Source organism: Streptomyces sp. NPDC059718 (genome assembly GCF_042733315.1).
GTDB lineage: Bacteria > Actinomycetota > Actinomycetes > Streptomycetales > Streptomycetaceae > Actinacidiphila.
Window position 1 is genome coordinate 51,062 of record NZ_JBHWGA010000039.1, and the last position, 16,252, is coordinate 67,313.

The 16,252-nt window shown below is 72.6% G+C and carries 15 protein-coding genes; 7 read left to right on the top strand and 8 right to left on the bottom strand.

The window, feature by feature from the left end:
- Positions 1 to 159 precede the first annotated feature (159 nt).
- The gene (gene chvE, locus ACFV3E_RS33900) at positions 160 to 1,260 is read left to right on the top strand and encodes a multiple monosaccharide ABC transporter substrate-binding protein (protein ID WP_500538331.1); all 1,101 of its coding nucleotides are present in this window, start codon (positions 160 to 162) and stop codon (positions 1,258 to 1,260) included.
- Between the two features lie 80 nt (positions 1,261 to 1,340).
- On the opposite strand, the gene ACFV3E_RS33905 is transcribed toward chvE, so the two are convergent.
- The 3 genes from ACFV3E_RS33905 to ACFV3E_RS33915 form a co-directional block, all read right to left on the bottom strand.
- Entirely contained in the window at positions 1,341 to 2,270 is a 930-nt protein-coding gene (locus ACFV3E_RS33905; RefSeq protein ID WP_500538333.1) for a hypothetical protein, read from the bottom strand.
- A gap of 151 nt (positions 2,271 to 2,421) precedes the next feature.
- Entirely contained in the window at positions 2,422 to 3,228 is an 807-nt protein-coding gene (gene dapB, locus ACFV3E_RS33910; RefSeq protein WP_500538335.1) for a 4-hydroxy-tetrahydrodipicolinate reductase, read from the bottom strand.
- Positions 3,229 to 3,248: 20 nt separating this feature from the next.
- Positions 3,249 to 4,508 carry an FUSC family protein gene (locus ACFV3E_RS33915; protein WP_500538337.1) on the bottom strand — a complete coding sequence of 420 codons (1,260 nt, stop codon included), beginning with the start codon at positions 4,506 to 4,508 and terminating at the stop codon, positions 3,249 to 3,251.
- Between the two features lie 165 nt (positions 4,509 to 4,673).
- On the opposite strand from ACFV3E_RS33915, the gene ACFV3E_RS33920 reads away from it, so the two are divergent.
- Genes ACFV3E_RS33920 through ACFV3E_RS33940 form a run of 5 tightly spaced genes read left to right on the top strand, consistent with a single transcriptional unit; the run spans position 4,674 to position 9,533 of the window.
- Complete coding sequence (locus tag ACFV3E_RS33920) at positions 4,674 to 5,942, top strand: ABC transporter substrate-binding protein (RefSeq protein ID WP_500538339.1); 1,269 nt, start codon at positions 4,674 to 4,676, stop codon at positions 5,940 to 5,942.
- Positions 5,939 to 6,823, top strand: coding sequence for a carbohydrate ABC transporter permease (locus tag ACFV3E_RS33925; RefSeq protein ID WP_500363940.1), 885 nt, complete (start codon positions 5,939 to 5,941; stop codon positions 6,821 to 6,823). The genes ACFV3E_RS33920 and ACFV3E_RS33925 overlap by 4 nt, the downstream gene beginning before the upstream one ends.
- A complete protein-coding gene (locus ACFV3E_RS33930) occupies positions 6,820 to 7,659 on the top strand; it encodes a carbohydrate ABC transporter permease (RefSeq protein WP_500538341.1) in 840 nt (279 codons plus the stop codon). The genes ACFV3E_RS33925 and ACFV3E_RS33930 overlap by 4 nt, the downstream gene beginning before the upstream one ends.
- A gap of 10 nt (positions 7,660 to 7,669) precedes the next feature.
- Complete coding sequence (locus ACFV3E_RS33935) at positions 7,670 to 8,878, top strand: ABC transporter ATP-binding protein (protein ID WP_500538343.1); 1,209 nt, start codon at positions 7,670 to 7,672, stop codon at positions 8,876 to 8,878.
- A gap of 4 nt (positions 8,879 to 8,882) precedes the next feature.
- The gene (locus ACFV3E_RS33940; RefSeq protein WP_500538345.1) at positions 8,883 to 9,533 is read left to right on the top strand and encodes a DedA family protein; all 651 of its coding nucleotides are present in this window, start codon (positions 8,883 to 8,885) and stop codon (positions 9,531 to 9,533) included.
- A gap of 149 nt (positions 9,534 to 9,682) precedes the next feature.
- Here ACFV3E_RS33940 and ACFV3E_RS33945 read toward each other — a convergent pair whose 3' ends face one another.
- From ACFV3E_RS33945 to ACFV3E_RS33960, 4 genes are all read right to left on the bottom strand, one after another.
- On the bottom strand, positions 9,683 to 11,917 hold the full coding sequence (locus tag ACFV3E_RS33945) for a xanthine dehydrogenase family protein molybdopterin-binding subunit (protein ID WP_500538347.1): 2,235 nt from the start codon (positions 11,915 to 11,917) through the stop codon (positions 9,683 to 9,685).
- Positions 11,914 to 12,903, bottom strand: a complete 990-nt coding sequence (locus tag ACFV3E_RS33950; RefSeq protein ID WP_500538349.1) for an FAD binding domain-containing protein — start codon at positions 12,901 to 12,903, stop codon at positions 11,914 to 11,916. The genes ACFV3E_RS33945 and ACFV3E_RS33950 overlap by 4 nt, the downstream gene beginning before the upstream one ends.
- 4 nt (positions 12,904 to 12,907) lie before the next feature.
- Entirely contained in the window at positions 12,908 to 13,468 is a 561-nt protein-coding gene (locus tag ACFV3E_RS33955) for a (2Fe-2S)-binding protein (RefSeq protein WP_500538351.1), read from the bottom strand.
- A 151-nt stretch (positions 13,469 to 13,619) separates the two neighbouring features.
- The gene (locus tag ACFV3E_RS33960) at positions 13,620 to 14,159 is read right to left on the bottom strand and encodes a CGNR zinc finger domain-containing protein (RefSeq protein WP_500538353.1); all 540 of its coding nucleotides are present in this window, start codon (positions 14,157 to 14,159) and stop codon (positions 13,620 to 13,622) included.
- Between the two features lie 122 nt (positions 14,160 to 14,281).
- Here ACFV3E_RS33960 and ACFV3E_RS33965 point away from each other — a divergent pair, with 122 nt between their 5' ends.
- Positions 14,282 to 15,541: an MFS transporter gene (locus tag ACFV3E_RS33965; protein ID WP_500538394.1), complete on the top strand. Its 1,260-nt coding sequence runs from the start codon at positions 14,282 to 14,284 to the stop codon at positions 15,539 to 15,541.
- On the opposite strand, the gene ACFV3E_RS33970 is transcribed toward ACFV3E_RS33965, so the two are convergent.
- Complete coding sequence (locus tag ACFV3E_RS33970; protein WP_500538356.1) at positions 15,538 to 16,245, bottom strand: type 1 glutamine amidotransferase domain-containing protein; 708 nt, start codon at positions 16,243 to 16,245, stop codon at positions 15,538 to 15,540. The two genes, ACFV3E_RS33965 and ACFV3E_RS33970, sit on opposite strands and share 4 nt — an antisense overlap.
- Between the last annotated feature and the right edge of the window lie 7 nt (positions 16,246 to 16,252).

A 16,252-nucleotide genomic window follows, 5' to 3' on the forward strand; every position in this document is an offset into this window, starting at 1 on the left:
CCTCCCACAGCATTCCTCGGGCCTGACGCATCAGCAGTTCACCGGGCTCCGGCGGATCGCTGGGCTGCCACGGATCTCCGTGACGGGCCCGGACACTGTCGCTCTCGGGGGTGGGCGATGAGAGCACACTTTTGTTCGGCCCGAAAGGAACTGAGTCCCATGCACGCTGGCAGAACTGCCAGGCTGCGCACCGCGTCCCTGGTGGTCCTCACCTTCTCCCTGACGGCAGCGGCCACCGGCTGCGGCGGCGATTCGGGCGGGCAGGGCGGCGAAGTCACGGTGGGCATCGCCCTTCCCACCAAGAAGCAGACCCGCTGGATCGCCGACGGCGACAACATGGCCAAGCTGTTCAAGGCCCAGGGGTACAAGACCGACCTGCAGTACGCCGACGACAAGGTCAACACGCAGGTCGACCAGGTCGAGGCGATGATCGACCGGGGCGACAAGCTCCTGATCATCGGGGCGGTCGACGGATTCGAGCTCGGCGACGCCCTCCAGAAGGCGTCGAGGGCGGGCGTCAAGGTCATCGCCTACGACCGCCTGCTGCTGGGCTCCAGCAACGTCGACTACTACGCGAGTTTCAACAACGCCCAGGTCGGCACGATCCAGGGCAAGTACATCGAGGAGAAGCTCGGGCTGAAGTCCGGCAACGGGCCGTACAACCTCGAGGTGTTCGGCGGCGACCCCGACGACAACAACGCCGGGTTCTTCTTCAAGGGCGCGATGGACGTCCTGCAGAAGTACATCGACAAGGGCCAGCTGGTCGTGAAGAGCGACCAGACCCGCCTCAGCCAGGTGGCGACGTTCCACTGGGACGCGGCGATCGCCACCGAGACGATGGCGACCCGGCTGAGGAACCACTACAAGGGCAGCTCCACCGTGGACGCCGTCCTCTCCCCCAACGACGGCATCGCCCGCGGCGTCATCCAGGCGCTGAAGGCCGACGGCTACGGCACCACGGCCAAGCCGATGCCGATCGTCACCGGCCAGGACGCCGAGGTCGACTCGGTGAAGGAGATCATCAAGGGCGAGCAGTCCATGACGGTCTACAAGGACACCCGCAAGCTCGCGGCCCGCGCGGTCCAGATGGCCCAGGACATCCTCGGCGGCCGGCAGCCCGAGATCAACGACAAGAGCACGTACGACAACGGCAACAAGATCGTGCCGTCGTACCTGATCTCCCCGGTCGGCGTCGACAAGGGCAACTACGAGAAGCTGCTGGTCAAGAGCGGCTACATCAAGGCCTCTGACCTCGGCTGACGAAGAGGGCGCACGTACGCGGGGCCGGGAGGAACACAACGTTCCTCCCGGCCCTCGTCGTACCCGGCGGCAGCCCCGCGTCAGATGAGCACGTTCAGCGAACCCGAGCTGTACAGACCGCCGTAGCCGCGGCCGAACTTGTCACCGAACCCGTAGTCGAAGTCGTCGAGGCCCTTGCCGAGACCGAGGGCGTGGACGCCCTTGCCGAACCCAACGCCATAGCCATAGCTCACGCTGTACTTGTAGCTGAAGCTGAACCGGTAGCCGTGCTTGTTGCACTCCTTCTTGTGGTGCTTCTTGTACTTCTTGTGGTGGCCCTTGTCGTGGCCCTTTCCGCCCTTGTTGCCCTTGCCCTTGCTGTCCTTTCCGCCCTTGCCCTTGTTGCCCTTGCTGCTGCCCTTCCCGTTGTTGTCGTCCTTGTCCTTGTAGGTCGCGTTGTCCCCGTTGCCGCCCTTACCGCCTCCCTTGCCGCCCTTGCCTCCACCGTTGCCGTTGTCGTCATCGTTGTCGCCGCCGCCGCGACCGCTGTCGCCGTCGTCGTTCCAGTTGGAGACGCCACCGCCGCGGCCGCCGCCCCCGCCGCCGCCGCGGCCGTTGTCTCCGCCGCCGCCGTAGCCGCCGTCGTCGTCGCCGTTGCCCCGGCCTCCGCCGCCCCCACCGCCGCCGCGGCCGTTGTCTCCGCCGCCGCCGCCGTAGCCGCCGTCGTCGTCGCCGTTGCCCCGGCCTCCGCCGCCCCCACCGCCGCCGCGGCCGTTGTCTCCGCCGCCTCCGCCTCGGCCGCTGTCGCTGTCGCTGTCGCCGTAGCCGTTGTTCCCGTTGTCCCCGCCGTCGTCCCCGTAGCCGTTGTCGTCGTCGCCGTAGCCGTCGCTGCCCTTGCTGTAGGAGCCGTTCCCGCCGTCGTCGCTGCCCGCCGTGGCGGCGGCGCTGCCGGTCGAGGCGGCCAAGAGGCCGGTGGCAAGAAGTCCGGTCGCGACGCCGAGAGCGGTGCGGCGCATCAGACTGGTTCGCATGAGTGTCCTTCCTTCGGACGCGTGGCGGGCGGCGGTCGACGCCGCCCCTGCGATCCAGTCGTACGTCGCGCGGTCAAGGGCCGCCCGTCGAGCGGAGCGTCCGGGCGACAGCGTGGCCAAGGAAGTGACGCAGTGCCACGAGGTACGGAAGTCAGTCCTCGCTGAGCAACAGCGTGTCGAGACCGCGTACCAGACCCCGGCGTGTCGCGGCCGCGCGAGCGGCGAGCAGGGTCCCTGCGACGTAGGGGGCGGGGGAGGTGCCCGCCTCGTGACGGATCACCAGACGCTCGTCCGGCAGCCCGAACTGCGCCTCCACGGCGAGGGTGTAGCCCGGCAGTCGCAGCGAGTGGACCTGTGTGCCCGCGATCGACGCGCCGCGGGCCTCGGGGTGCCCCGCCGTGCGTTCCGGGTCCACGGCGTACTCGGGACGCCGTACGGCGCCCAGCTGTTCGGCGAGTTCGCGCGCGGTGCCGCTGGGGGCGTCGGGCTTGGTCGCGGACGCGTAGTCGATGATCTCCCAGTGCGGCAGGTGACGGGCGGCCAGCCGGGCGGCGGCCTGCGCCATGGCGGCGGTCAGCGAGAAGTTCCCCGAGGCCACCACGCCGACCCCGTGCTCCTCGGCCAGCGCGGCGATCTCCTCGTAGTCCGCGCCGGACAGGCCCGACGAGCCGACCACGACGTTGACCCCGCGGACCACCGCGGTGCGCACATGACGCCCGACAGCGGTGTGCGAGGTGTAGTCGATCAGCACGTCCACGCCGTCCAGCGCGTCGTCGACCGTGCTGAAGACGGGCACCCCGAGTTCCGGACCGCCCCACACCGCCCCGAGGTCCGCGCCGGCCGCCGACCGCGCCACCGCCGTCCGCAGCCGCAGGTCCCCGGAGTCCAGGACGGCGCGCGCGACCGCCTCCCCGGTCCAGCCGGTCGCCCCGGCGACGCACACGTTCAGCAGGTCCATCCCACCAGCATGAGGCATGATCACCGTCCGTCCCGCCCGGAACCGGTCCCCCCGGGGGACCGCAGGCGCAGCCGGGTGGCGACGGAGCGGGCCTGACGGCGCATCCGGCCGGGCAGCGTCGGCGAGTGCGGCGCCGCGGCGACGAGCTGCTCCGACAGCCACAGCGAGCGCTTCTCCAGGTCCAGCTCGTCCAGCAGCCGGTCGATGTTGGCCAGCAGCGCCCCGTACAGGTCCCAGCTCTCCCAGCGCCGTTCCGTCTCCGCCCGCAGCAGCGCCGCGATCCGGTCCCGTTCCTCCCGGCCGCGCCGCAGCGCGTCCTCCAGCCGGGCCTCCGCCTGGTCCGCGCCCTCCGTGACCTGGGCGGCGATCAGCCGGCCGTAACTGTCGGCGGCGTCCGCCATGTCGGCGAACAACTCGTCGATGCCGGCGGCGAGCTCGCCGGTGAACAGCGGCTCCCGCGCGCCGCGCTCGCGGTCCAGCTCCGTCAGCGAGCGGCACAGCGTCCGCAGCAGCACGGTCGACACCTCCAGGGTGTCCAGCCCGCTGCGCAGGAGGAGCCGGGCCATCGCGCCCTCCGCCGGTTTCACCCGCGGGTTGAGCCGGGTCCCCTCCTCCGCCCTGCGCAGCGAGGCGTCGAACCGTGCGATCTCGTTGTCCAGCCGGCGTGCGTCCATCAGCCAGGAGCGGGCCTGCCCGGCGGTGGCGCCGTCGCGCACCTCCCGCCCCATACGGAGCATCAGCGCCCGCATGTGCTCGGCCAGCTCCCGCACCGCGTCACCGGCCGGCTCCACGAAGGCGGGGGGCGGCACGACGACGTTCAGCAGCACCCCGACGACCGCCCCGACCAGGGTCTCCAGGATGCGGTCCAGTGCCTCGCCGGAGGGGGCGGGGACGGCCAGGATGAGCATCGCGCTGATCGCCACCTCGGCCACGAACTCGTCCACGCGGATGAAGTGACCGATCACCAGCGACGCCAGGATGATCAGCCCGAGGCTCCACCACGTCAGCCCGATCAGCTCCGCGAAGCCGACCGCGATGAGGACGCCCGCCACCACGCTGACCACCCGTCGGATGCCCGTGGTCACCGTCGTGTAGAGCGTCACCTGCACCACGAGCAGGGCCGTCAGCGGAGCCGTCAGCGGTGCGGGGTTGGGCAGCAGCCAGACGGCCACGGCGTACGACAGCACCGCGGCCACGGTGGAGCGCACCGTCTGCACGACGATCGGGTCGTTGTTGCGCCGCAGGAGGTCGGCGAGCGGGGCGGGGAGGACGCCGGGCACCCTGCCAGTCTCCCCACGCGCGGGACGCCGGCACCGGTCGGCGGCACGGGTTGCGCCGACCGCGTGAATACCTCGCCCCGACACGCCCCTGAGGCACCGTCGGCGGCCGTGGCGGGGGCTTCATGGTCCGGGCCGAGTGTGTCCGAGCAGGGGAGCGAGGTGCCTATGGCGTGCGCGGTACGGCGCTCCCGGGCCCTTGCCGCGGTGGTCGTCCTCGCGGCCGCCGCGGTCGCCTGCGGCGGCGCGTCGCGGACGTCCGGACGGGCGACGCTCGACTGGTACAACTTCCCCGACGACTCCGGGGCGCTCCAGCAGGCCGCCGACCGCTGCAGCCGTGCCTCCGGCGGACGCTACGTCATCCGCTACAACAAGCTCCCCCGGACGGCGGACGGCCAGCGGCAGCAACTCGTACGCCGGCTGGCCGCACACGACCCCGCGCTCGACGTCCTCGGCCTGGACGTCACCTGGGCCCCGGAATTCGCCGAGGCCGGCTGGATCCGCCCGTGGACGGGCGAACGGCGCGCCGAGGCCGTCCGGGACACCCTCGCCGCGCCGCTGCGGACGGCCACGTGGAAGGGCCGCCTCTACGCGGTCCCCTACAACACCAACGTCCAGCTGCTGTGGTACCGGTCGGACCTCGTGCCGGAGCCGCCCACGACCTGGGCCGGGATGCTCGATGCGGCCCGCGCCCTGGCGAAGGCCGGCAAGCCCCACCGGATCGAGGTCCAGGGCGCCCAGTACGAGGGGCTCACCGTCTGGTTCAACACGCTCGTCGCCAGCGCCGGCGGGTCGATCCTCAACGCCGACGCGACCGCGCCCTCGCTCGGCGCGCCCGCGGTACGGGCCGCGGGCATCATGCGCGACCTGGCGGTCTCGCCCGCCGCCGACCCGTCGCTGCCCAACCAGACGGAGGACCAGAACCGGCTGGCGATGGAGTCCGGCACCGCCGCCTTCCAGCTGAACTACCCCTTCGTGTATCCGGCGATGAAGGCCGACAACCCGGAGCTGTTCCGGCACTTGCGGTGGGCCCGCTACCCCAGGGTGGACGCCGGCCGCCCCGCGCGGGTCACCATCGGCGGGATCGACCTCGCCGTCGGCGCCTACAGCCGCCGGCCCGCCCTCGCCTTCGAGGCGGCGCTGTGCCTGCGCGACCGCGACAACCAGCGGACCGCCGCGCTGCGGGGCGGCCTGCCGCCGACCCTGCGCGCGCTCTACGACGATCCGCAGATCGAACGCAGCTACCCCTTCGCGCAGGACATCCTCGCCGAGCTGGAGAACGCGGCCCTGCGGCCGCAGACCCCCGCCTACCAGAACGTGTCCATCGCGGTGTCCCACACCCTGTCACCACCCGCCGCGATCCGGCCTGCCGAGTCCGTCCGGGACCTGCGGGGGCAGATCGAGGACGCCCTGCAGTCCAAGGGGCTGGTCCCGTGACGCGGCTCTCGGAGGGCGCCCGCCAGGAGCGGCGGCTGGGCTGGCTGCTCTGTGCCCCCGCCGTGGTCGTCATGCTCGTCGTGACGGCCTACCCCGTGTTCTACGCCGTCTACCTGTCCCTGCACCGCTACGACCTGCGCTTCCCCCAGCTGGCCCGTTTCGTGGGCCTGGACAACTACGCCGCGGTCCTGAGCTCCGGGTTCTGGTGGGAGGCCTTCTGGGTGACCTGCCTGATCACGGTGGTGTCCGTGGCGGTGGAACTGGCCCTCGGCATGGCCCTGGCCGTCGTCATGCACCGGGCGGTCCTCGGCCGCTCCGCGGTGCGCACCGCGATCCTGCTGCCGTACGGCATCGTGACCGTCGTCGCCGCCTTCTCCTGGCAGTACGCCTGGACCCCCGGCATCGGCTACCTCGTCGACGCGGCGGGACAGGCCCCGCTGACCGACCACTGGAAGGCCATCGGACTGATCATCCTGGCCGAGGTCTGGAAGACCACGCCCTTCATGGCGCTGCTGCTGCTCGCCGGGCTGGCCCTGGTGCCCGAGGAGACCCTGCGCGCGGCCATGGTCGACGGCGCCGGCCGGTGGCAGCGCTTCCGGCTGGTCACGCTGCCGCTGATGAAGCCCGCCATCCTGGTGGCGCTGCTGTTCCGCACCCTCGACGCGTTCCGGATCTTCGACAACATCTACGTGCTCACGCAGGGCTCCAACGGCACGGGCTCGGTGTCGATCCTCGGCTACGACAACCTCTTCACGGCGCTGAACCTCGGCATCGGCTCGGCGATCTCGGTGCTGATCTTCCTGTGCGTGGCGGTCATCGCCTTCGCGTTCATCCGGCTGTTCGGCACGGCCGCCCCCGGATCGGAGGACACCGGACGATGAGCACGAGCCCGGCGCAGCGGCGGCGGATCGCCCGCTGGAGCGTCGTCAACACCGTCGTGGTGCTGTACGCGCTGTTCCCGGTGTGGTGGATCGTCGCCCTGTCCTTCAAGGACCCCGCCACCCTCTCCGACGGCAGCTTCGTCCCCCGCACATGGACGCTGGAGAACTACCGGGGCATCTTCGCGACCTCCGAATTCACCCGCGCGCTGGTCAACTCCATCGGGATCGCCCTGATCTCCACCGTCGTCGCCGTCACCCTGGGCACCATGGCCGCCTACGCCGTGGCCCGGCTGCGCTTCCCCGGCAAGGGGCTGCTGATCGGCACCTCGCTGCTGATCGCGATGTTCCCGCCGATCTCCCTGGTGTCGCCGCTGTTCAACATCGAGCGCTTCCTCGGGCTGTTCGACACCTGGGCCGGACTGATCATCCCGTACATGACCTTCTCGCTGCCGCTGGCGGTCTACACGCTGTCGGCCTTCTTCCGCGAGATCCCCTGGGACCTGGAGAAGGCGGCCAAGGTCGACGGCGCCACCCCGGCCCAGGCCTTCCGGCTGGTCATCGCACCGCTGGCGGCGCCCGGGGTGTTCACCACGGCGATCCTGGTCTTCATCTTCTGCTGGAACGACTTCCTTTTCGCGATCTCCCTCACCTCCACCACCACCGCGCGCACCGTGCCGGCGGCGATCGCGTTCTTCACCGGCAGCTCCCAGTTCCAGCAGCCCACCGGCTCGATCGCCGCGGCCGCCGTGGTCATCACCGTCCCGATCGTCGTCTTCGTGCTGCTGTTCCAGCGGCGCATCGTGGCCGGACTGACCTCCGGCGCAGTGAAGGGCTGAAGGACCGCACATGGCCGAGATCACCCTCGACGGCGTCACCAAGCGCTACCCCGACGGCGCGGTCGCCGTCCGCGACGTCAGCCTCGCCATCGGGGACGGCGAGTTCGTGATCCTCGTGGGGCCGTCCGGCTGCGGCAAGTCCACCACCCTCAACATGATCGCCGGGCTGGAGGACATCACCGAGGGCACCCTGCGCATCGGCGGGCAGGTCGTCAACGACAAGGCCCCCAAGGACCGCGACATCGCCATGGTCTTCCAGAGCTACGCCCTCTACCCCCACATGACCGTCCGCCAGAACATGGGCTTCGCCCTGCGGCTGGCCGGCGTGGACAAGGCCGTCATCAAGGAGAAGGTCGAGGAGGCCGCCCGCGTCCTCGACCTGACCGGCCACCTCGACCGCAAGCCCGCCAACCTCTCCGGCGGGCAGCGCCAGCGCGTCGCCATGGGCCGGGCCATCGTCCGCGAGCCCAAGGCCTTCCTGATGGACGAGCCGCTCTCCAACCTCGACGCCAAACTGCGGGTCCAGATGCGCACCCAGATCGCCCGGCTCCAGCGGCGCCTGGGCACCACCACGGTGTACGTCACGCACGACCAGACCGAGGCCATGACCCTCGGCGACCGTGTCGTCGTGATGCGCGGCGGCGTCGTCCAGCAGACCGGCTCGCCGCAGGAACTGTACGACCGGCCGCGCAACCTCTTCGTCGCCGGGTTCATCGGCTCGCCCGCGATGAACTTCCTGCCCGCCGCCGTGGAGGAGGACCGGCTGCGCACCCCCCTCGGCGACCTGCCGCTCGACGACCGCCTCCGCACCGCCCTGGCACGCCACGACGCACCGCGCGAGGTCATCGCGGGCTTCCGGCCGGAGCACTTCGAGGACGCCGCGCTCGTCGACCCCGGCCGTGGCGGCGCCACGGTCACCGTCACCGTCGACGTCCGCGAGTCCCTCGGCTCCGACGTCTACGTCCACGTCGCCCAGGAGGGCGGCGCGGCCGCCGCGGCCGCGGCGGAGCAGCTGGCGGAACTCGCCGCCGACTCCGGGCTCGCCGACACCGGCGCCGGCGGCCCCGAGGTCGTCGCCCGGCTCTCCGCCAGGACCCGGGCCCGTGAGGGCGAACGCCTGCGGCTGTGGCTGGACACCGCACAGGCCCAGGTCTTCGACCCGGCCACCGGCGACAACCTCACGCTCCCCGAACGCCCCGGCGACACGGCCGCGGGGTGAGCGCATGGCCCCGGTCACCGTCCCGCCGCCGCTGCCCGGCCCCCTCGCGCACCTCGCCCCGCTCCTCGACGACTGGGGCTACCTGGCGGTCGGCGTCCTCGTCCTGCTCGACAACTGCGGCATCCCCGTGCCCGGGCAGACCGTCCTCGTCGTCGCGGCCGCCTACGCGGGCACCGGCCGGATGGACATCGCCGGCGTCGTCGCGGTCGCCGTCGTCGCGGCCGTCGCGGGCGACTGCCTCGGCTACCTCATCGGCCGCAGCGGCGGCCGCGCCTTCGTCCACCGCTGGGGCCGCTACGTCCTGCTCACCCCGGAACGCTTCGTGCGCGGCGAGGAGTTCTTCGCCCGCCGCGGCGACCTCGTCGTCCTCCTCGCCCGGTTCGTCGACGTCCTGCGCCAGACCAACGGCATCATCGCCGGCACCGCCGGCATGCCCTGGTGGCGCTTCCTGCTCTGCAACACCCTCGGCGCGGTTCTCTGGGTCGGCGTCTGGGCCGCCCTCGCCTACGCCGCCGGCACCCACCTCGGCCCCCTCTACGCCTGGCTCACCCGCTTCCAGCTCTACGCCCTGATCGCCGTGGCCCTCCTCGCCGCCGCCCTGACCGCGCGGCACATCCATCGCCGCCGCACCCGCCGCCGCGACCCCGGCCCCTGAGGGGGCCTCACAGCCCGGCGCGCGCCATCAGCGTCGCCAGATCCGGCTCCGGTACGCGGACGCCCCCTGCGGGTGCCTGTTGCCCACCCTCGGGCAACGTCCGGCCCAGGAACAGGGCTTCGGACACGGGCGGCGGGGCCCGGCGGGGGCTACAGCAGGTCCTCGATGGTGATCGGCATCTTGCGGACGCGGCGGCCCGTGGCGTGGTGGACGGCGTTGGCGATGGCGGCGCCGGCGCCGACCTGGCCGATCTCGCCGACGCCTTTGACGCCGAGGGGGTTGACGACGGTGTCCTCGACCTCGACGAGCTCGACGTCGACGTCCGGCACGTCCGCGTTGACGGCGACCAGGTAGTCGCCGAGGCTCGACGCCGCCCAGCGGCCGGTGCGGGCCTCCATGTGGTTGGCCTCGAGGAGGGCCTGGCCCAGGCCCCAGATCATGCCGCCGGTGAGCTGGCTGCGGGTGGTCTTGGGGTTGAGGACCCGCCCGGGGGCGAAGGCGCCGACCATGCGGCGGACCCGGACGAGGCCCAGGTCGGCGTCGACGGCGACCTCGGCGAACTGGGCGCCGAAGGTCATCAGGGCGTGCCCGTTCGCGCCGACGTCGGGGGTCCAGGAGCCCAGGGCCTCGAGGTCGGGCAGGAATTGACGGCGCATCATTTCGGCGTAGGTCTCGCCGGTGCCGGGGTCGTCCCGGAGCACCATGCGGCCGTCCCGGAGCTCGACGGCCTCGGGGGCCGCACCGTGCAGCGGCGACTCCGCGTCCGCGACCGCCCGCGCGACGAGCGCGTCGCGCAGGGCGGTGGCCGCCGTGTGCACGGCCGCGCTGATCATGCCCGCTCCGGCCGAGCCGACGGCCGCGGCGATCTGGGGGAAGGCGGTGTCGCCGTTCTCGAAGCGGCACCGCCCGGCCGGCAGGCCGAGGGCGTCGGCGGCGACCTGCGTCATGGCCGTGGCCACGCCGGTGCCGAAGTCGGGGGTGGCCGCCTGCACCAGGGCCGTCCCGTCGGCGTAGAGGCGCGCGCGGGCGCGCTGCGGGGTGACGGGCTGGGCGACGGGGTAGCCGGCGCTGGCCATGCCCGTGCCGATCAGCCAGTGCCCTTCACGCCGGGAGCGCGGTCGCGGATCGCGGTCCGCCCAGCCGAAACGCTCCGCGCCGCGGCGGTAGCACTCCTCCAGCCCCCAGCTCGACCACGGGTCGCCCGTGCCGGGGTCGGTCGCCGTGATGTTGCGCAGCCGCAGCTCCAGCGGGTCCATCCCGAGGCGTTCCGCGAGCTCGTCCATCGCGCACTCCATGGCGAACATGCCCGAGGCCTCGCCCGGGGCGCGCATGAAGGTCGGCGTCATGGTGTTCGCGCGGAACAGCCGGTACTCGCCCTCGTAGTGGGGGCATCCGTAGATCTGCGAGGCGACACCGAGGGAGGGTTCGGCCCAGTCGTCGAAGTGCGAGGTGGGGGAGAGCTTGTGGTGGCGCAGCGCGGTGAGCCGTCCGTCTCCGGCCGCGGCCAGCATGATCGTCTGCTCCTGCTCCTCGCGGTGTCCCATGGAGGTGAACATCTGCTCGCGGGTGAGCGCCAGTTTCACCGGGCGGCCCACCTGCCGGGCGGCGATCGCGGCGAGGGCCGGATGGTGCCAGATCATGGCCTTGCCGCCGAAACTGCCGCCCGTGTAGTGCCCGATGACCCGCACTCGGGAGACCGGCAGGCCGAGCAGCGCGGCGACCGTCTGCTGGGTGGAGGTGACGCCCTGCGTGGCGTCCCAGAGGGTGAGTTCGTCGCCCTCCCAGGACGCGGTGGTCGCCGGCGGTTCGATGGGGTTGTGGTTGTTGGCGGCGTAGGTGAAGGTGACCTCCAGCCGTACGTCGGCCTCGTCGATCCCCTGCCGCAGGTCGCCCCGGCTCATGCGGCCCGGTATGAAGCCGCCGAAGATCGCCTCGGGCACGTGGGCCCGGTCCCGGCCCTGGTCGAGGGTGGTGACGGAGGGCTCCTCCGCGTACCGCACGTGCAGCAGGCTCGCCGCGTGCTGGGCCCGTTCGTGCGTGTCGGCGACGACGACGGCGATGTGCTGTCCCGCGTAGTGGACGACGTCGTCCTGCAGGGGGAAGAAGGTCTGGCCGGGCGCCGCCGTCCCCGCCAGGGAGGGGATCAGCGGCGGCTGCGCCGCGATGGGCGGGGTGTTCTCGTGGGTGAGGACCGCGAGGACGCCCTCGGCGGCCCCGGCCTCGCCCGCGTCGATCGAGGTGATCCGCCCGCAGGCGATGTGGGCCCCGACGAGCGCGGCGTACGCCATGCCGGGGAGCGGGATCTCCGCCGAGTACCGTGCCGAGCCCGTGACCTTGGGGCGGCCGTCGACACGGTCCATGGGCTGCCCGACGGCCGGGCTCATGACGGGCTCCCGGTGAGGGTCCCGAGCGCGCGGACGACGGCGCGGCAGGCGAGTTCGACCTTGAACGCGTTCATCGCCGTGGGCCGTGCCGCGGCCAGTTCGACCCGCGCGGCCTCGTGGAAGTTCTGCGGGATCGCCGGCGCCCCGAGCAGGAACTCCTCGGCGCGTTCGGCCCGCCAGGGCCGGGTGCCCACCCCGCCGAGCGCGAGGCGGACGTCCAGCACCAGCCCGTCCGCCAGCGCCAGCGCCGCCGCCACCGAGACCAGGGCGAACTCGTACGACTCGCGGTCCCTGACCTTCAGGTAGGTGGAACGGCGGGCGATCGGCACCGAGGGCACCTCGATCACGGTGATCAGCTCGCCGTGCTCCAGCGGGTGCTCTCGGTCCGGGGTGTCGCCGGGCAGCAGGAAGAACTCCTCGAAGGAGTAGGAGCGCTCACCGCCCGGGCCCTCGGTCCGGATCCTCGCGCCCAGCGCCGCCAGGGCCACGGCCACGTCCGAGGGGTGGGTGGCGATGCAGTGCGCGCTCGTGCCGAGGACGGCGTGGCCGCGGCTCGTCCCCTCGATCGCCGAGCAACCGCTGCCGGGCACGCGCTTGTTGCACGGCGACGCGGAGTCGCGGAAGTAACCGCAGCGCACGCGCTGCATCATGTTGCCGCCCATGGAGGCCATGTTGCGCAACTGCGCCGAGGCGCCGAGTTCCAGCGCCTGGGCGACGAGCGGGAAGCGCTCCCGTACGACGGGCGCCTGCGCGACCTGGCTCATCCGGGCCAGCGCGCCGATCCGCAGCGAGCCGTCGGGCATGCCCTCCACCCCGGTCAGGGGGAGGTCGTTGATGTCGACGAGCCGTCGCGGCGTGAGCACGTTCTGCCGCAGCAGGTCGACCTCCGTGGTGCCGCCGGCCAGGAAGTGGCTCTGCGGGTCGGCGGTGACGGCCGTGATGGCGTCCGCCGTGCCCGTGGCGCGGGTGTAGCTGATGGGCCGCACGGTGTCACGCTCCGCTGCCGGTTCCGGGAGCGGTGTCCGGGCCCGCGTCGCGGACCGCGCGGATCGCCGCACGGATGTTGGGGTACGCGGCGCAGCGGCAGATGTTGCCGCTCATCCACTCCTTGATCTCCGCGTCGTCAGAGGCGTGCCCTTCCCGCAGCAGCGCCACCGCCGACATGATCTGCCCAGGGGTGCAGTAGCCGCACTGGAAGGCGTCCTGCGCGATGAACGCCTCCTGCATCGGGTCGAGCCGGCCCTCCCGTGCGAGGCCCTCGATCGTGGTGACCTCGTGGCCCTCGCACGCGATGGCGAGCGTCAGGCAGCCCAGTACGCGCCGCCCGTCCACGAACACCGTGCAGGCCCCACAGGTGCCCTGGTCACAGCCCTTCTTGGCGCCGGTCAGCCCGAGGCACTCGCGGAGCGCGTCGAGCAGGCTCACCCGGGGCTCGATGTCCACCGCCCGCCGTTCCCCGTTGACGTGCAGGGTGACCGGGACGGGGTCGGGTCCGCGCTCCGGCAGTACGCCGGATTCCGCCGCGGTGTTCGCCGAAACATGTGAGGACACCGGTCCACCTCCAGATCGGTCTCCCTTTCATGCTGTTTCGCCCGTCAACGACCCGCAACCGGGATCATGCCCCCCGCGCGGCGGCCTACGGGGCGGACCCGATCGCCGGGCCGTGCCCGGGCGCTCCCGGCTCCGGGTCCGCGCGGCGCGGCTACCGCTGCCGGGCCGCGTACGCCCGTGCCTTGTTGCGGTTGCCGCACACGCGCATCGAGCACCAGCGGCGGCTGCGGTTCTTGGAGACGTCCCAGAAGACCCAGCCGCAGGTGTGCTCGGCGCAGCGCTTGAGGCGCGCCGCGTCGCCGGTGGTCACCAGCGCGCTCCAGGCCAGGGCGATGCGGGCGAGCGCCCCTTCCACGGGCGGCAGCCCCGGCGCGGGGGACAGCGCGGGCCGGTCCCCGCCGACCGCGACGTGGACGGGCAGCCCCCGCAGCACCTCGTCTGCGGCCGCGACGGCCCCGGGGTCGGGGGTGTCGCCGACGTTGGCGCCGAGCACCTCGCGGATGCCGGCCCGCAGGCGCAGGGCGCGGTCGTGCTCGCCGGGCGTGACCGGCGTGCCGTCGTCGAGCAGGCCGCGGGAGGCGAGGAAGGCGGACAACCGGTCCGGCGCGGCCAGGTCGTCCGTGCCGAGGTCGAGGTCGACGGTGTTGGCGAAGGCCTCCACCAGGACGGCGGCGGGCGGGGATTCGAGCACGGGGCACCTCCTGCCGCCGAAGTCTACCGGCTATCGCGAACGGCGGTTAGAATGACCGGTGAAGCCGATAGCCGGTTAGTGCAGGGGGAGTTCGCATGGGGGAGCACGCCCGCGTCACACCGATGAAGTACGGCGCCGGCCCGGCGTCCGCCCCCGCGACCGCGGCGCCGACGGTTCCCCTGGGCACCCGCAACACGGCCGTACTGGTCGGCTTCACCGCGGTCACCAATCTCGCCGACGGGGTGACCAAGATGGCGCTGCCCCTGCTCGCGGCGCGGGCCTCCGGCTCGCCGCTGCAGGTCACGGCGGTGTCCCTGACGCTCACCCTGCCCTGGCTGCTGGTCGCCCTCCCGGTGGGCGTCCTGGTGGACCGCCGCGACCGGCGGGGGCTGCTGTGGGCCGCGGGCGGCGTGCGGATGGCGGCCGTGGCCTGCCTCCTCGCGGCGGCCGCCGGCGGCGGGCTCGGCATCGGGGTGCTCTGCGTGGCCGGTGCCGTCCTCGGCGTCGCGGAGGTGGTGGCGCTGACGGCGGAGGCGGCGCTCGTACCGTCCGTGGTGCCCCCGGCCGGGCGAGAACGCGCCAACGCGTGGATCACCGGCGCCGAGACCGTGTGCAACGAGTTCTGCGGCCCCCTCGTCGGCGGGGTGCTGATCGCCGTGGGCACCGGTTTCGCGCTCGGCGCGACCTGGGCTGCGTACGCGCTCGCCTCCCTCACCCTGTTCCTGCTCGCCGGGCGGGTGGCCGGGGCGCGCGGCACGGGTGCGGCGGCGGACCGCGCCCCCGCCGCCGTCCGCACTCAGATCGCCGAGGGCCTGCGCCACTTGTGGCGGCACGACCTGCTGCGCACCCTCTCGCTGGTCCTCACCGTCCTGTGCTCCTGCTGGGGTGCGTGGCTGGCGCTGATGCCCCTGCACGCGACCCACACGATGGGCCTGGACGCCGGGCGGTACGGGCTGCTGCTGAGCGCCCTCGGCGTGGGCGGGCTGACCGGCGCGCTCACCGTCGGCCGGGTCAACCGGCTGCTGGGCCGCCGCGGTGCGATGTCCGCCGACATCGCCGGCACCGCCGCGATGATGGCGCTGCCCGCGCTGACCACCGCCTTCTGGCCGGTGGCCGCCGGCGCCTTCCTCGGCGGCATGGGCGGCACCCTGTGGGCGGTCAACGCCCGTACGATCGCCCAGGACATCGTGCCGGAACACATGATGGGCCGCTACAGCGCCGTCAGCAGACTGTTCAGCTGGGGCGCCATGCCGCTCGGCGCCGCCCTGGCCGGCGTGCTGGCCGAACTCGGCGGCCCCCGGCTGGTGTTCGCGGTCCTCGCGGTCGTCGCCGCCGCGGCGCTCGTCCCGTTCCTGCGGATCGCCGCCCCGGCACGCGCCTAACGCTGGGCGTCTTCCAGCTGCCGGAGGACCGCCTCCGCGACCGCGCGGGCACTGCCCGGGTTCTGGCCGGTGATCAGCCGTCCGTCCTCGACGACGTAGGTGTCGAACGGCCGCCTGGCCATGGAGTAGTCGGCGCCGAGCTTCTTCAACTCGTCCTGGAGGTTGTACGGCACCGCCTCGGCCCGGTGCGCGAGTTCCTCCTCGGGCCATGAGAACCCGGTCACCCGCCTGCCCCGGACCAGCGGTTCGCCGCTGCTCAGCGTCACGTTGAGCAGACCCGTCGCGCCGTGACAGACCGTGGACACGATCCGGCCCGACTCGTAGAACCCGGCCATCAGGTCCTCCAGTTCCCGGCTCTGCGGGAAGTCGAACATCACGCCGTGGCCGCCGGTGAGGTAAATGGCGTCGTAGTCCTCGAGGTTCACGTCGGTGATCGGCAACGTGTCCTCGAGGAGGTCCATGTACTCGCGGTCGGCGTAGTGCCCGCCGGTGCCGAGCTCCCCCAGCACCTCGTGGGAGAGGCTCTCCGGGTCGAGGGGGACCTTGCCGCCGGCCGGACTGGCGATGTCCATGGTGTAGCCGTCCTGCTCGACCACGTCCCAGAAGTGCGTCAGTTCCCCGAGCCACAGCCCGGTGCGCATGCCGACCTTCTCGTACTCGTCGACGTTGGTCACGATGACCAGGATCTTCTTGGTCGCAGGCATGCCACTG

Excerpts from the sequence above, each read along its gene's own strand:
- ACFV3E_RS33970 (WP_500538356.1), bottom strand. The coding sequence starts at position 16,245 with ATGCCTGCGACCAAGAAGATCCTGGTCATCGTGACCAACGTCGACGAG.
- ACFV3E_RS33930 (WP_500538341.1), top strand. The coding sequence starts at position 6,820 with ATGAGCACGAGCCCGGCGCAGCGGCGGCGGATCGCCCGCTGGAGCGTC.
- chvE (WP_500538331.1), top strand. The coding sequence starts at position 160 with ATGCACGCTGGCAGAACTGCCAGGCTGCGCACCGCGTCCCTGGTGGTC.
- ACFV3E_RS33920 (WP_500538339.1), top strand. The coding sequence starts at position 4,674 with ATGGCGTGCGCGGTACGGCGCTCCCGGGCCCTTGCCGCGGTGGTCGTC.
- ACFV3E_RS33945 (WP_500538347.1), bottom strand. The coding sequence starts at position 11,917 with ATGAGCCCGGCCGTCGGGCAGCCCATGGACCGTGTCGACGGCCGCCCC.
- ACFV3E_RS33935 (WP_500538343.1), top strand. The coding sequence starts at position 7,670 with ATGGCCGAGATCACCCTCGACGGCGTCACCAAGCGCTACCCCGACGGC.
- ACFV3E_RS33905 (WP_500538333.1), bottom strand. The coding sequence starts at position 2,270 with ATGCGAACCAGTCTGATGCGCCGCACCGCTCTCGGCGTCGCGACCGGA.
- dapB (WP_500538335.1), bottom strand. The coding sequence starts at position 3,228 with ATGGACCTGCTGAACGTGTGCGTCGCCGGGGCGACCGGCTGGACCGGG.
- ACFV3E_RS33965 (WP_500538394.1), top strand. The coding sequence starts at position 14,282 with ATGAAGTACGGCGCCGGCCCGGCGTCCGCCCCCGCGACCGCGGCGCCG.
- ACFV3E_RS33940 (WP_500538345.1), top strand. The coding sequence starts at position 8,883 with ATGGCCCCGGTCACCGTCCCGCCGCCGCTGCCCGGCCCCCTCGCGCAC.